Raw genomic sequence first — 13,735 nt, forward strand, 5'->3', positions numbered from 1 at the left:
TTCTGCTGGGCCGGCCAGAGAAGGTTATTCCGCTTGAAGATGAATATTCTGTTTCAGGCTGCGACGGCGATGCCGGTCAGTCATAGGTCAGGTCTGTCGCCTTGCCGGCGAACACCCGGTAGGCAAAGAACGAATAGAAGATGATGATCGGCAGCACGACGACCGTCCCGACCAGGATGACGGCCAGGCTTTCGGGTGCCGAAGCAGCCTGCCAGATGGTCAGCCGGTCGGGCACCACGAAGGGGTAGAACGACCAGGCGAGGCCGGCAAAGCCGAGCGTGAAGATCGCGGCCAATGTCAGGAACGGGAGCAGCGCGTGGCGGTCGCCGGGTTTCGGCAGATGGAAGGTCTGGCGCCACAGCCACAGGAACAGCACTGCCGACAGGATCGGGAGCGGCGACAAATAGAGCATGGCCGGCCAGACGAACCATTTGTCGAAGATGCGCGCGCTGGCAAAGGGCGTGGCCAGCGATACCGCGACCATGCCGAGCGCGGTCAGCACCAACGCCGTGCGCAGCCACCGCACCGCCTTCTTCTGCAGATCGCCTTCCGTCTTGTAGATGACCCAGGCCGCTCCCATCGCCGCGTAGGCCGCGGCAAGGCAGAGCGCCACAAGCGCGCCGAAAGCGACGCCGCCAGGGCCGACGTCGAGGCCGAGCACATAAACGCCGAGCATATAACCTTGCGCCAGCGACGCGATGACCGAGCCGAGGAAAAAGATGCGGTTCCAGCGGTGCTTCCTGCCGGCAGGCACCTTGGCGCGGAAATCAAATGCGACGCCGCGCAGGATCAAGCCGACCAGCAGCACGAAGACCGGAATGTAGAGCGCCGTCAGAATGGTGCCGTGCGCCAATGGGAAGGCGACCAGCAGCAAGCCGACCGCCAGCACCAGCCAGGTCTCGTTAGCGTCCCAGAACGGGCCGATGGCGGCGATCATCGTATCCTGCTCGGTGTCTTCGGCTGCGGCGAACAGGATGCCGATGCCGAGATCGAAGCCGTCGAGGATGACGTAGATCAGGATAGCGAGGCCCATCAGGCCGGCGAAGATCAGAGGCAGCAGGGTCGGCCAGTCGATGCTCATGATGTTTCTCCTGGTTGCGCAACCGGCTGCGACAGCGGCCTGTTCATGACGCCCGGCAGCGGCGAGGTGTCACCATCCTTCGCCGCCTTCAATGCCAGATGCACCAACACGCCGAGATAGGCGATCAAGAGCAGCACATAGAGGATGAGATAGACCGCGAGCGACAGCGCGACATGGCTGCCGGCGACCGGCCCGACAGCATCGGCGGTACGCAGCACGCCGGTGACCAGCCAGGGCTGGCGGCCGATCTCGGTGGTGTACCAGCCGGCCAGCGTCGCCAGCCAGCCGGACAGCGCCATCGGCACCATGACGAGCGCCAGCGGCTTGGGCAGGCCGTGGCGGCGCTTGAGGAAGAAGGCCGCCGACCAGGAGACGGCGAGCATCAGGAGGCCGGTGCCGACCATGATGCGAAAGCCCCAGAACACCGGAAATACCGGGGGATGGTTGCCGGCATAATCGTTCAGCCCCGGTACGATGCCGCCGGCGCTGTGCCTGAGGATGAGGCTGGCGCCATCGGGAATGGTGAGCTCGAACCTGTTCTCCTTGGCCGCTTCATCGGGAAGCGCAAACAGCACCAGCGGCACGTTGGGACCGGTGTTCCAGTTGGCCTCCATCGCGGCGATCTTCTGCGGCTGGTGTTCCAGCGTGTTGAGGCCGTGCTGGTCGCCGGCAAAGATCTGGATGGGGATCAGGATCGCGGCGGTGAAGACGCCGGTGCGCAGCGCCTTCCACATCGATTCCGAGCGATCGCCGTAGAGATAGCGCAGCGCCGACAGGCCGGCGACCAGGAACGAGACGGTCAGGCCCGAAGCAAGCAGCATATGGACGAGCCGGTAGGGCATGGACGGATTGAAGACAACGGCCCACCAGTCGGTGGCGTGCGCAACACCATCGCGCATTTCGAAGCCGGCCGGCGTCTGCATCCACGAATTGAGCGCGATGATCCAGAAGGCGGACAAGGTGGTGCCGCCGGCCACCAGCACCGTCGCCAGTGTATGGACGCGGTTCGAGACACGGCGGAAGCCGAACAGCATGATGCCGAGGAACGCCGCCTCGAGGAAGAAGGCGGTCAAGATTTCGTAGGCCAGCAGCGGGCCGGCAATGTTGCCGACCGTCTCCATATAGCCCGGCCAGTTGGTGCCGAACTGAAAACTCATGGTGACGCCGGAAACCACGCCCATGGCGAAGGAGAGCGCGAATACCTTAACCCAGGTGAAATAAGCGCGCATCCAGGCGGAATCGTTTGTCGCGTTGTAGCGGAGCTTGAAGAACAGCAGCACCCAGCCGAGCGCGATGGTGATCGCCGGGAACAGGATGTGGAACGAGATGTTCGCGCCGAACTGTATGCGCGACAGAATGAGCGGGTCCATGGCGGCTCCGGCTGCTGCTTGTTTGTTGAAGGATAGGCTTGATGCACCGGAGGGTCAAAGCGGCGTCCCGCCGCGAGGCGGAACGCCGCAGTGCGGTTAATCTGCTGTTGCGTGGAATTTGGCTGGACGACCGGGTAGGTGTTGCCTATTCCGGCGAACCTCGATGTCCAGAACTGTCAGAAGCGCCATTGACATCCGGATTTGCGAACCGACATTCAGCGGATTAAACCAACAACTCTGTTTCAAGCAGTCGTTTTCAGCCATGCAGCCGATCATCTCGATTTCCGGGGTCTCCAAGACCTACGCCACCGGCTTCAAGGCGCTGAAGGAGATCAATCTCGACATCGTGCGCGGCGAGATTTTTGCGCTGCTCGGGCCGAATGGCGCCGGCAAGACAACGCTGATCTCGATCGTCTGCGGCATCGTCAACCGCTCGTCGGGTTCCGTCACCGTCGACGGCCATGACATCAACCGCGACTACCGCGCCGCGCGCAGTCTGATCGGGCTGGTGCCGCAGGAACTGACCATCGACGCCTTCGAGAGCGTGTGGGCGACGGTTAACTACAGCCGCGGCCTGTTCGGCAAGCCGGCGGACAAGGCGTTCGTCGAAAAGGTGCTGCGCGACCTGTCGCTCTGGGACAAGAAGGACGCCAAGGCGATCACGCTGTCCGGCGGCATGAAGCGCCGGCTGATGATTGCCAAGGCGCTGTCGCACGAGCCGCGCATCCTGTTCCTCGACGAACCGACGGCAGGCGTCGATGTCGAGCTGCGCCAGGACATGTGGGCGATGGTGCGCCGGCTGCGCGAAGACGGCGTCACCATCATCCTGACCACGCATTACATCGAAGAAGCCGAGGCGATGGCCGACCGCGTCGGCGTCATCAACCGCGGCGAAATCGTGCTGGTGGAGGACAAGGCCGAGCTGATGCGCAAGCTGGGCCGCAAACGGCTTGTGCTGGAACTGCGCAGTCCCCTGGCCACCGTTCCCGATGCTTTTTCGCACTACGCGCTGGAGCTTTCGCCGGATGGCGGACAGCTGACCTATACTTATGACAACCAGAGCGAACGGCCGGGCGTCGCCTCGCTGATCCGCGAGCTCGAGGCGGCCGGCATCCAGTTCCGCGACATCGATACGGAAAACAGCTCGCTCGAGGAGATCTTCGTCAATCTGGTGAGGAAACCGGCATGAACCCGCGCGCGGCCATGAATCTTCATGCGGTATGGGCGATCTATCGGGTGGAGATGGCGCGCGCCCTTCGCACTGTGCTGCAGAGCATCGTTTCGCCGGTCATTTCGACGTCGCTCTATTTCGTCGTCTTCGGTTCGGCCATCGGCTCGCGCATCACCGAGATTGACGGCATCAGCTACGGCGCCTTCATCGTACCGGGGCTGATCATGCTGTCGCTGCTGACGCAATCGATCTCCAACGCCTCTTTCGCCATCTATTTTCCGAAATTCGTCGGCTCGATCTACGAATTGCTGTCCGCGCCGGTGTCCTATCTGGAGATCGTCATCGCCTATGTCGGGGGCGCGGCGACAAAGTCGATCGTGCTTGGCCTGGTCATCCTGGCGACGGCCTCGCTGTTCGTGCCGCTGACGATCGAGCATCCGTTCTGGATGCTCGCCTTCCTGGTGCTGACGGCGGTGACCTTCAGCCTGTTCGGCTTTATCATCGGCATCTGGGCGAAGAGCTTCGAGCAGCTGCAGCTGGTGCCGCTGCTGATCATCACGCCGCTGACCTTCCTCGGCGGCAGCTTCTATTCGATCAACATGCTGCCCGGCATCTGGCGCACGGTGACGCTGTTCAACCCGGTGGTCTACCTGGTCAGTGGGTTCCGCTGGAGCTTCTACGGCAAGTCCGACGTTTCGGTCGGCGTCAGCCTCGGCATGACGGTGGTCTTCCTGCTCATCTGCATAGCGATCGTCGCCTGGATCTTCAGGACCGGCTACCGGCTGCGCAACTGATCGAACGGGCCTCGTCCAGGCGAAGCAGCCTTATCGATCGACCTTTCCTTGCCGAAGGCGACATAGGCCTGATGCCTGGAACCCGCGCTTGAATGCCTCGATCTTGCTTTTCATGCATTGTTATATATCATGTTATCGATGTTCATGGGATGCATTGACCTATGGAAGACGTCATACGATCGCTTGGCTTCCTGTGCCTGGGCAGCAGGCTGAAGCGTATAGGCGAGCAACTGCAAGCGGAGGCGCAGCGCCTGCTCGACAGGCTGGATGTCCCGGTTCAGGCGAGCCAATACCCGCTGCTGGCCGCGCTCGACAGGCTGGGTCCGCTGTCGGTCGGGGAACTGGCGCAATCCCTTGGCATCGCGCAGCCAGGCGTAACGCGAAGCGTCTCGCTTCTGGCCGGATTGGGACTGCTCGAGGTCAGTCCGTCGACCGATGACCAGCGGCGCAGGATCGTCTCGCTTACTCGGGACGGCCGGCGGCTGGTCGATGTCGCAAAGCGCGACGTCTGGCCTTGCATCGAGAACGTGGTCGCGGATTTGTGCGCAGGTTTTTCGGGGCCGCTTCTTGAGCAGCTGGCTGCCATCGAGGACGGCCTCGCCGCTGCCCCTCTCGACCGTCGTGTAAATAAGCCTGAGGGTGCCGCGCAATGAGACATCTGCTCGACCGCCCTATCTGGAGCGGGCTTCAGACGCGACATCGGGCCTTCGCGGAGGGTGACAACCTCGCCATGCGATATCGGCCGTCGATCGTCCCTTTCGCCGCCACTGGCGCGGACGACCCGGAAAGCCTGCGGGCGCTCGAGAACCTTGTCTCCCCGGGCGAGAGTGTGATCCTGCTTCAAGCGGACGCGATTGCTCTGCCCACGGGGCTTTCCGCGACTTCGACCGCAGCCGGGGTTCAGATGATCGCCGAGCAGCCATTGCAGATCGTCTCCGACCCGCGCGTGCATCGTCTGACCCGAGACGATGCTGCTGAGATGCTCGCCCTGGCATTGCTCACCAAGCCTGGCCCATTCACGCTCGAAGCCTTGAGCCTGGGCGATTTTTGGGGTGTGAAAATCGAGGGCAGGCTTGCGGCAATGGCCGGCGAGCGCATGAAGCAACCTGGCTATACCGAACTCAGCGGGGTGTGCTCACATCCGGAATTTCGCGGCGGTGGCCTGGGAAAGCTGCTGTCCCTATTCGTGGCAAACCGGATAGTGGCGCGCGGCGAAGTTCCCTATCTCCACGCCTATGCCAGCAACGTCACGGCCATTACACTATACGAGTCCATTGGCTTCAGGTTGCGAAGCACAATGAATGTGGCCGTGGTTCAGCGCAGCGAATGATTAGTCGGCGCATGATGCGCAGCATGGATGCATCCCGTATCGGAAGGAAGGATTTCGTGTCGCCGAAATCCTTCCTCGAGATGCAAGAGCTGGCTGCGTGTCAGACCGCGATCTTGCCGCCGCCTTGCCTGGTGATGGCAACGACCGCCGGGCGCACCGGCATGTCCGGCTTGAAGTCGGGCCAGCGCGTCGACAAATCCTCATAGTAGGACGGACGGCCGAAAGCCTCCCAGTCCTCGCCGCCGTCGCCCGGATGCTGGACGGCAACGAAGGCGGTCTGGTCGTCCGGCGCAAACAGGGGACCGCACATTTCGGCGCCGATCGGCACGCGGAAGAACAGCTTTGATGTCGCCCGTGCCGGCCCTTCCGTATCGACAGCCCACAGACCGTCGGTGCGGCCGGTGGCTTTCGGGCCCTGGCCGTCGGTGGCGACCCAGAGGCGGCCGGCCGAATCTACCGTGCAATTGTCCGGCATGCCGAACCAGCCATTGGCGGTGGTTGCGGTCGAGAAGGTGGCGCCGACGTCGGCCACAGCGGGATCGCCGCATTTCAGCAGGATTTCCCACTTGCCATTTGTCGCAGTGAAATCGCCGCCGTCCTCGACGATCTCGATGATATGGCCAAAGGCGTTCTCGGCACGTGGGTTGGCGGCGTCAACCTGGTCGGTTTTTCGTTTCGAATTGTTGGTCAGCATGACATAGACCCTGCCGTTGGTGGCATTGGGCTGGATGTCTTCCGGGCGGTCCATCTTGGTGGCGCCGAGCAGGTCGGCGGCGCGGCGCGTCTCGATCAGCACGTCGGCCTGGCTGGCAAAGCCGTTCTCCGCCGTCAGCGGCCCTTGGCCGAAGACGATCGGCAGCCATTCGACCGAACCGTCCTCGGCGAACTTGGCGACATGCAAGGTGCCGTCGTCGAGCAAATTCATGTTGGCGGCGCGGTCGTCCGGGTCGAACTTGCCTGTCGTGACGAACTTATAGGCATAGTCGAAGCGCTCGTCGTCGCCGAGATAGAAGACGACACGGCCATCCTTGGCGACGATCGATTCGGCGCCCTCATGCTTGAAGCGCCCCATCGCGGTGCGCTTCCTCGGCGCCGAAGTCGGATCCTGGACGTCGACCTCGACGATCCAGCCGAAGCGGTTCGGCTCGTTCGGCTCCTTGCCGATGTCGAAACGGTCGTAATGCGCTGCCCATTCATAGGCACCTTCGGGAATGCCGAGGCGCTTGTAATTGGCGGCTTCCTTATGCCCCTGCGGCAGCTCGCCCGAGAAATAGCCGTGGATGTTCTCCTCGGCCATGACATAGGTGCCCCATGGCGTGACGCCGCCGGCGCAATTGTTGATGGTGCCGATGATCTTCGTGCCGGTCGGATCGGCGCTGGTCTTGACGCGGTCGTGGCCGGCGACCGGGCCGGAGAGCGCGATCTCGGTGTTGGAGGTGATGCGGCGGTTGAGCTTGCCGTCGCGAACGACCTGCCATTTGCCTGATACCTTGCGTATCTCGACGATAGTGCCGCCATGCGCCGTCATCTCGACCTCGACTTGTTCCTTGCTGAGGGGCGCCTGCTTGGCCTTGCCGTCGACGATGGTGACGAGGCCCGGAAACATCAGGTGCGGATTGGTGTATTCGTGGTTGACCACCAGCAGGCCGTGCTCGGCCGAGCCGTCGATCGGGATATAGCCGACATAGTCGTTGTTATAGCCGAATTGTCTGGCCTGGGCTTCCGCCGACTGTTTTGTCGGATCGAATTCCGGCGAATCGGCGAACAGCGGATCGCCCCAGCGCAGCAGTACATCGGCGTCATAGCCGGGTGCGACGTGATGCTTGTCGTCGATGCCGGCCTCGAGCTCGTCAAAAGCGAAGGCGGAGCCTTCGGCGGCGCGGGCGTTGTCGGCGGTGATCAGCGCCAGCGGGCTGACGGTAGCGGCTATGGCCGAGACGGCAAGCGAGCTCTTGAGGAAGCCGCGGCGCGAGAACCGCGCGGCGATGATCTCACCCATGGTGCGGTTGTCGGTGGGGTTGGCTCCTGGCCCATCGTTTTCCTCGAGCAGGCTGGTGCGGAAATGGGCGTCAGGGGAGCGATGTTCGGTCATTGGGCCTGCCTCTGGCTGGATGGATTGCTGGAGCGTGTTGCCTGGCCAATCCGGTATCGCCGGCAGGTCACAGTTTGATGACATGCCGGCTAATTGCCGCCTGCGATTTCGTATCCAACATCGGCCCCGCTTGACCGCGACCGGCGCTTCGGAAACAAGAGCTGCGGCAGGCGCGTAGGGACACATCGGGAGAGAACAAAAGTGAGTTTCTGGGGACTTGGGCAGCTCTGCGTTTCGACGGTCATCTTCCTGCTGGCGGCGATGGCCGCAAAACAGTGGGGGCTGGCGCCGAGCCTCGGCAAGATTGTGCTGACGTTGGCGCTCTATTCGCTGGGCAATCTGATCATGCTGAGGCTGATCCGTGAATTCGGCATGTCGGTGTCGTTCAGCCTGTCGGCGGTGATCCAGCTGGTGTCGGTGAATGTGGTGGCGCTGGTCTTCTTCGGCGAGCGCGTCAATGCCTTGCAGGCGACCGGCATCGTGCTTGCCATCGCAGCTGTGGCGCTGATCACGCTCGGGCCCTATCTGCAAAGGCTGTAACTGCGATCGGGCCGATGAAGAAGATTGCAAGCAGACTGCGCAACTGGATCGAATTTCCTGTTCTGCTGGCCGGGTTGGTCATTGCCGGCGGGCTGTGGGGGTTCGAGGAGCTGATGGAGCTGGCGCGGGCGACCACGCCGCATGCCTTCGATACCGAAATCCTGCTTGCCTTCCGCAAGGCCGGGCAGCCCGACAATCCGATCGGACCGGCGTGGCTGGAAGGGGCGATGCGCGACATCACCAGCCTCGGCAGCGCCAGCGTACTGGTGCTGATCACGGCAGCAATGATCGTCTATCTGCTCCTTATCCGCAGGCCAGGCGCGGCGCTTCTCATGTTCGTCGCGGTGGCGGGCGGCCAGCTCCTGTCAAGCGTGCTGAAATTCGACATCGACCGGCCGCGCCCTGATCTGGTCTCGCATCTCGCCGATGTGGCATCGCTTTCGTTTCCGAGCGGCCACGCCATGCTGTCGGCGGTGACATATTTGACGCTGGGCAGCATGGCGGCGCGGTTTTTGCCCGGGCGGACAACGAAGATCTATGTACTCGGGCTGGCGGTGCTGACGACGGTGGTGGTCGGCATCAGCCGCATCTATCTCGGCGTCCACTGGCCGTCCGACGTATTGGCCGGCTGGTGCGCCGGCTTTGCCTGGGCGATGCTGTGCTGGCTTGCGGCACGGTTCCTGCAGCGATGGTTTGGGCGGGCCGACGGCACCTGACTCAAATCAGCCTGTTGATCAGGCCATGACCGCAGCCTGCCAGCAGGAAAACCATCGACAGCAAGGCTGTCGAGGTCGCCAACGCTTTGAATATCTTCACCCGCTCATCCTTTTGAAGTCGTGCCTGTGAAATCGGGATCGCAGTGGATGTCCCGCCAAACGATGCCGAGGTTTGTAGCATCACAGTGCATCGGCTGGCAAAGAGTGCTGCATGTTTGGAGGCAGACCATCAATCCTTGGTGCAGGAAGACGTCGCCGACCGCGCCAGCGCAGGAACTTCATCCTCGACTGTTCGGCGGTGCCGTTCTTCGATTCAACGGCGGCCAATGTCATCGAGGGTGCGGCCCACAAGGCGAGCCGCGCCGGCGTTCGCTTCATTATATCAGGCGCTTCGCCGCAGATACGCCGCATGCTGATCAACCACGGCGTCAAGCGGCCGCTGGTGACTTATACCGCCTCGATCACGGATCGCGGGCGCAGCTGAAGAAAGCCGCGCCCGCCGCCTGAGCCGATGGCTGGCTTAGTCGAGGCCCAATGCCGCGATCTCGCCGTCGTTCATCAGCGGCACGAAGATTGTCGACTTGCCGTCGGTGCCGATGTCGGCGCTGCCCGGCTTGAACGTCGCAACCGCTTGCGGCGTGCCGCCGGCTTTGTAGCGGTAGAGCGTGCCGGTCATATACGCGGTGGCGTAGATGCTGCCGCCGATGGCAACGACGCCATCGAGGTTGGCAAATTTTTCCGCGCCGGGCAGTGGCGAAACGGCCTTGGTGGCAAGATCGACCGAGAGCAGGCCGCCCGGCTCCGCGGTGCTGAAGTCGGGCTTGATGCCCTTGCCCCAGGAAGCGACGATCAGCCGGCCGCCATCGGCGAAGATGCCATTCGGCGAAGCAAGCGCCGCATCCCTGACGAACAGTTCGGGCCGGTCGCCGTCGATGCGATAGATCGTATCGGCAAGCATATCCGTGACATAGATCTTGCCGGACGCGTCGGCGGTCACGTCGTTGAGGAAGACCGCGTTCGGCACGTCGATCGTCGATGTTAGCTTGCCGCTTGCGAGATCGACGACGCGCACATGAGTGATGTCGGCGACGTAGAGTTTGCCGCCGGCAATCGCCATGCCCTTTGGCGCGTCCATGCCGTCGGTCCAGTGTTGCGTGACCATCTTGCCGTCTATCGACAGGACCGACAAATAGCCGTTGCCGTCGGCTTCGCCGGGATTACCGACGATGTTCGAGACGATAACATGCTGGCCGGCGGCGTCGAATAGCGCCGATTCAGGCTGCTCGAGGCCGGTGGCGCGCCAGAGTTCGGCGGCCTGGACTGCCGGCACAGCCGCGATACCGACGATGGCGAGAAGTAGCGAAGTGACGAGGCTTTTCATGGCTAGTCTCCTGTGGTGGACTGGCGGAGAGCTAGGCTTTTCGATACTTTTCGGGAAGATCTATCGGGACTAGTACCGAAGTATGATACCAAATCGCACGAAAGAGGTGCATCTCATGAACGGCCTGATCTTCGAGGCGCTGAAGCGGACGCTGAAGGCCAAGGGCGTGACCTACCGCGTCCTTGCCGAGCGGATGGGCGTTTCCGAGCCGACGGTGAAGCGCATCTTCCACGAGCGCAACTGCAAGCTCGACCGGCTGATGGAGATTTGCGCTGCCGCCGGCGTGGAGCTGGAAAACGTGCTCGGCTCAATGAACAGGGGACCAGGACCTGCCAACCGGATCGCGGCGGAGATCGAGCGCAGGCTCGCCGGGCGGCCGGCACTGCTGTTCGTCTTCGTCATGCTTTCCGAGAAATTCACGCCGGAAGGCATCATGCGCTCACAAGGATTGAGCGAGGCTTCGATGTTCCTCTATTTGCGCGACCTCGAGGAACTCGGCCTTATCGCGCTCGGTCGCGGCCTGTCGGCGAGGTTGCTGGTCGAGGCGCCGATCCAGTGGAATTTCGACGGGCCATTGCGGCCGCTGTTCGAGACGGCCAACAAGAATTTCATCGGCTGGGCCATCACCCATCTTGAGCGCGAGTCGACGTTCGTCAGCTTCTCCAGGCGGATGCGGCCGGAAACGGCGGAAATGGTCAGGCGCGAGGCGGAGGAATTGGCGGAGCGCGCCAAATTGCTTGCTCATCACGACCAGCACACGACGCCCGAAGACGGACTGGTCGGCTACAAATGGACGTTTGCGTTCGGCGCAACGCCGTTCCCGGTGATCATGCCGATCGGGCCGCATCCGCGCGACGCAGGCGCACGGACGGACGATCGAGTTGCGGCTGCCGCAAACGGACGACGTCTGCCGGCCTAGGTCAAAATGCAGAACGACCGAGTCTGGGCTGTTGGCGGCAGCCAGTCTGACTGAGCTTCTTACCCCTGAGTATCGGCCGCAAACCGGTTCTCAGAGGGTCCCCTGCTCAAACACAAGATCGAGCGGCTATTCGGCGGTCTTGTTCGCGGATGTGCAGGATTTCCCTGCGCGAATAGCTCGACTGGGCCGAGGCACGGCCGGGCGCCCGGGTAATCTCCGGCAGGATCGGGTAGCGGATCAGGCCATAGGCCTCGGCGATCGGCGACGAGCAGATGGCGCGCGTCGGGTCGCCGGAACCGAAAGCCAGCATGCGGCGGCGCCAGCGCACCGGCACCGGCGGCGTCGGCAAGAAGTAGCGCAGCATGTCGAATATGTTCTTGAGATCGTATCTGAGACCGAGCCTGCCGATCATGAACGCGACGACCGCTTCGCGGTCATCCGGAGCCAGGCCACTCGCACGGCAGATGCGGGTGTTGTAGCTGCGATGGCGCGACAGCGGCACGGCGATGCAGCCATCGCCGAGCGTGACCTCGATCAGGCGCCGCCGCTCCGATCCGTCCTCCGGCTCCGGTAATGCATCGCCGACATAGAAGGCGGCATGCGACCAGGTCGACTGGGTGAGGTATTTGATCGCCGCCGAAATCTTCTGGTTACCTTCGATGAGCAGGATGTCGCCGGGCTCAAGCGTGCGGCGTAGCATTTCGGCATCCGGCGGCGTGTAAGGCTCGTAGCCGGACGATTCCTCCTGCAGCCGGCCTGCAAGCCAGCGGCCAAGTCGGTCAGAAGCGTGTCGCCGGGCTCGGTCATGCCAGACGGCGATTACCATAGGGCGGCAAATTAGACCATGATCAGCCCACGCTAGGCGCGCCGGCGTCTCCGTGCTGCGGTGCCGCTGTGAGATCTTCGCGCACCTTGCGGGCGAGCTTCCTCGTCGAGCGCTTCGGACTGTCGCCGAAAAGCTCGGCCGCCTCGGCGAGGCAGGTCTTTTTCAGGCCCTTTTCCGAGCGCTTCAGCAGCTTGGCAAGCAACCGCGTCTCCTCAGGGGGGCCGAGCGGTTGGTCCTCGGCATCTAGAAGCGCGCGCATGACGAACATATCGTGCAGCTCGCCAAGCCGCTCGCCCAATTCGTCGACGGCCTTGCGCCGCGTCTTGATCGGCGTCGGCCACAGCCTGCCGAGCAGCGACAGGTGCATGCCATGCGTCTTGGCCGCCTTGCGCAGATCGTGAAAGTCATCGGCTTCGCCGCGCGAAGCCGCCTTGTCCAGCGCTTTCCTGGCGCGGCGCAAAGTGGTGCGCGCGCCTTCGGCGAGCACGTCGGCAGCCTGCTCCGGCTGATCGGGCAGAGCGAGCTTGTCGATCCGGGCGACACCTTCCTCGCAAACGGAAATCGCCGCGCCTATCGCAGCATCGAGGCCTGCTCCGCCATGCAGTTCATGCTGGCGCGCGACGAGCCTGTCACGCACGGCACCGAGGCCATCGCCGGCACTTTGCTCGGGAAAGCTTGCCGCCAGCCGGTCGATTGTTTCCACCAGTGCGGTCGCCTCGCGCGGGCCGGCAAGCAGGGCCGCCACCTGGCGGTAGCACTGATTCTCCGTCACGCAGAATGTTTCGTCTCCGGAACGGACAAGGCGCAGCAAGGCGCGGACGTTCTTCAGCCGTTTGCGGCATTTGTGCAGCCCCTGTTCGGGCCTGTCACGCGCGGCGTCCAGATGGACAAGCGCCTTGCCGATCTCCTCGGCGAGGATGCGCCTGACCTCTCCGGTCAGCGACATGCGCGGATCGATACGAAAGCTCATGCGACGATCTCCGGAATCCCCCCAAGGGCGAGCGACGCGTTGTAAAATCTCGGCTCGCCGGTGACTTCACGGCCGAGCCAATGTGGCAGCATTTCGTCCTGTACATCATCCGGCGTCTCGAGCTCGGCGATCACCAACCCCGCAAGCGTCCCGCCGAAGACATCGACTTCGTAGCGATAGCCGCGGTGTCTAACATGGTGGCGTGTCTTCTCGATGACATGTCCGATGGCAAAGGCCTGCATCTCCTGCGCCTCCGCCAAAGGTACCGGATATTCGAATTCATCGCGCTCGCGTGCCTGGCTGCCGAACTTGAGCGTCAGCTTGACGGTCGCATCGTTGCTGATGCGCACACGCACCGTGCGGCTGGGTTCGGCGACTAGATAGAATTGACGGATATGAATGTCCGCCTCGACCATTGCCCGCCATTCCTCACCTGAGACCAGGAACTTACGCTCGATTTCCTTGCCCATGGCCAGGCACTAAAGCGCGCACGGCCAGAGTTGGCAAGCCGCTTGACCGCACTTGACTTTAATCATTCGATTGAT

The 13,735-nt window shown here is 62.9% G+C and carries 13 protein-coding genes and 2 pseudogenes; 8 read left to right on the top strand and 7 right to left on the bottom strand.

The features are described 5' to 3' along the window. Nucleotides 1–76: 76 nt before the first annotated feature. Nucleotides 77–1,081, bottom strand: coding sequence for a cytochrome d ubiquinol oxidase subunit II (locus tag NKI18_RS26105; RefSeq protein ID WP_352619971.1), 1,005 nt, complete (start codon nucleotides 1,079–1,081; stop codon nucleotides 77–79). After that, nucleotides 1,078–2,451 carry a cytochrome ubiquinol oxidase subunit I gene (locus NKI18_RS26110; protein ID WP_352619970.1) on the bottom strand — a complete coding sequence of 458 codons (1,374 nt, stop codon included), beginning with the start codon at nucleotides 2,449–2,451 and terminating at the stop codon, nucleotides 1,078–1,080. The genes NKI18_RS26105 and NKI18_RS26110 overlap by 4 nt, the downstream gene beginning before the upstream one ends. Before the next feature lie 262 nt (nucleotides 2,452–2,713). Between NKI18_RS26110 and NKI18_RS26115 the strand changes: the two genes are divergently transcribed. The 4 genes from NKI18_RS26115 to NKI18_RS26130 all read left to right on the top strand — a co-directional run bounded on the left by NKI18_RS26115 (nucleotide 2,714) and on the right by NKI18_RS26130 (nucleotide 5,746). Further along, on the top strand, nucleotides 2,714–3,640 hold the full coding sequence (locus NKI18_RS26115; protein ID WP_352539812.1) for an ABC transporter ATP-binding protein: 927 nt from the start codon (nucleotides 2,714–2,716) through the stop codon (nucleotides 3,638–3,640). Nucleotides 3,641–3,654: 14 nt separating this feature from the next. Further along, nucleotides 3,655–4,416, top strand: a complete 762-nt coding sequence (locus tag NKI18_RS26120; protein ID WP_352619982.1) for an ABC transporter permease — start codon at nucleotides 3,655–3,657, stop codon at nucleotides 4,414–4,416. A 161-nt stretch (nucleotides 4,417–4,577) separates the two neighbouring features. Further along, nucleotides 4,578–5,069: a MarR family winged helix-turn-helix transcriptional regulator gene (locus NKI18_RS26125; RefSeq protein WP_023679020.1), complete on the top strand. Its 492-nt coding sequence runs from the start codon at nucleotides 4,578–4,580 to the stop codon at nucleotides 5,067–5,069. Then, nucleotides 5,066–5,746, top strand: a complete 681-nt coding sequence (locus NKI18_RS26130; RefSeq protein WP_352619969.1) for a GNAT family N-acetyltransferase — start codon at nucleotides 5,066–5,068, stop codon at nucleotides 5,744–5,746. The genes NKI18_RS26125 and NKI18_RS26130 overlap by 4 nt, the downstream gene beginning before the upstream one ends. A gap of 100 nt (nucleotides 5,747–5,846) precedes the next feature. Here the strand turns inward: NKI18_RS26130 and NKI18_RS26135 are convergent, their stop codons facing one another. Beyond that, nucleotides 5,847–7,838: a PhoX family protein gene (locus NKI18_RS26135; RefSeq protein WP_352619968.1), complete on the bottom strand. Its 1,992-nt coding sequence runs from the start codon at nucleotides 7,836–7,838 to the stop codon at nucleotides 5,847–5,849. A gap of 201 nt (nucleotides 7,839–8,039) precedes the next feature. On the opposite strand from NKI18_RS26135, the gene NKI18_RS26140 reads away from it, so the two are divergent. The 3 genes and pseudogenes from NKI18_RS26140 to NKI18_RS26150 form a co-directional block, all read left to right on the top strand. Further along, complete coding sequence (locus NKI18_RS26140) at nucleotides 8,040–8,378, top strand: hypothetical protein (RefSeq protein WP_023679017.1); 339 nt, start codon at nucleotides 8,040–8,042, stop codon at nucleotides 8,376–8,378. A gap of 14 nt (nucleotides 8,379–8,392) precedes the next feature. Next, nucleotides 8,393–9,094 carry a phosphatase PAP2 family protein gene (locus NKI18_RS26145; RefSeq protein WP_352619967.1) on the top strand — a complete coding sequence of 234 codons (702 nt, stop codon included), beginning with the start codon at nucleotides 8,393–8,395 and terminating at the stop codon, nucleotides 9,092–9,094. 259 nt (nucleotides 9,095–9,353) lie between these two features. Continuing rightward, a pseudogene (locus tag NKI18_RS26150) lies at nucleotides 9,354–9,578 on the top strand (sodium-independent anion transporter); the annotation flags it as partial. A gap of 36 nt (nucleotides 9,579–9,614) precedes the next feature. Here NKI18_RS26150 and NKI18_RS26155 read toward each other — a convergent pair. Then, entirely contained in the window at nucleotides 9,615–10,475 is an 861-nt protein-coding gene (locus tag NKI18_RS26155) for an SMP-30/gluconolactonase/LRE family protein (protein WP_352619966.1), read from the bottom strand. 115 nt (nucleotides 10,476–10,590) lie between these two features. Here NKI18_RS26155 and NKI18_RS26160 point away from each other — a divergent pair, with 115 nt between their 5' ends. Continuing rightward, nucleotides 10,591–11,394 carry a helix-turn-helix domain-containing protein gene (locus NKI18_RS26160; RefSeq protein ID WP_352619965.1) on the top strand — a complete coding sequence of 268 codons (804 nt, stop codon included), beginning with the start codon at nucleotides 10,591–10,593 and terminating at the stop codon, nucleotides 11,392–11,394. Between the two features lie 145 nt (nucleotides 11,395–11,539). On the opposite strand, the pseudogene NKI18_RS26165 reads toward NKI18_RS26160, so the two are convergent. From NKI18_RS26165 to NKI18_RS26175, 3 genes and pseudogenes are all read right to left on the bottom strand, one after another. After that, a pseudogene (locus NKI18_RS26165) lies at nucleotides 11,540–12,201 on the bottom strand (C40 family peptidase); the annotation flags it as partial. Nucleotides 12,202–12,242: 41 nt separating this feature from the next. Beyond that, nucleotides 12,243–13,190 carry a CHAD domain-containing protein gene (locus NKI18_RS26170; protein ID WP_352619964.1) on the bottom strand — a complete coding sequence of 316 codons (948 nt, stop codon included), beginning with the start codon at nucleotides 13,188–13,190 and terminating at the stop codon, nucleotides 12,243–12,245. Beyond that, a complete protein-coding gene (locus tag NKI18_RS26175) occupies nucleotides 13,187–13,660 on the bottom strand; it encodes a CYTH domain-containing protein (RefSeq protein ID WP_352619963.1) in 474 nt (157 codons plus the stop codon). Before NKI18_RS26175 ends, NKI18_RS26170 begins: the two co-directional genes overlap by 4 nt. Nucleotides 13,661–13,735 lie beyond the last annotated feature (75 nt).

The sequence above is a fragment of the Mesorhizobium sp. M0800 genome (assembly GCF_040320095.1).
In the GTDB taxonomy this organism is placed as follows: domain Bacteria; phylum Pseudomonadota; class Alphaproteobacteria; order Rhizobiales; family Rhizobiaceae; genus Mesorhizobium.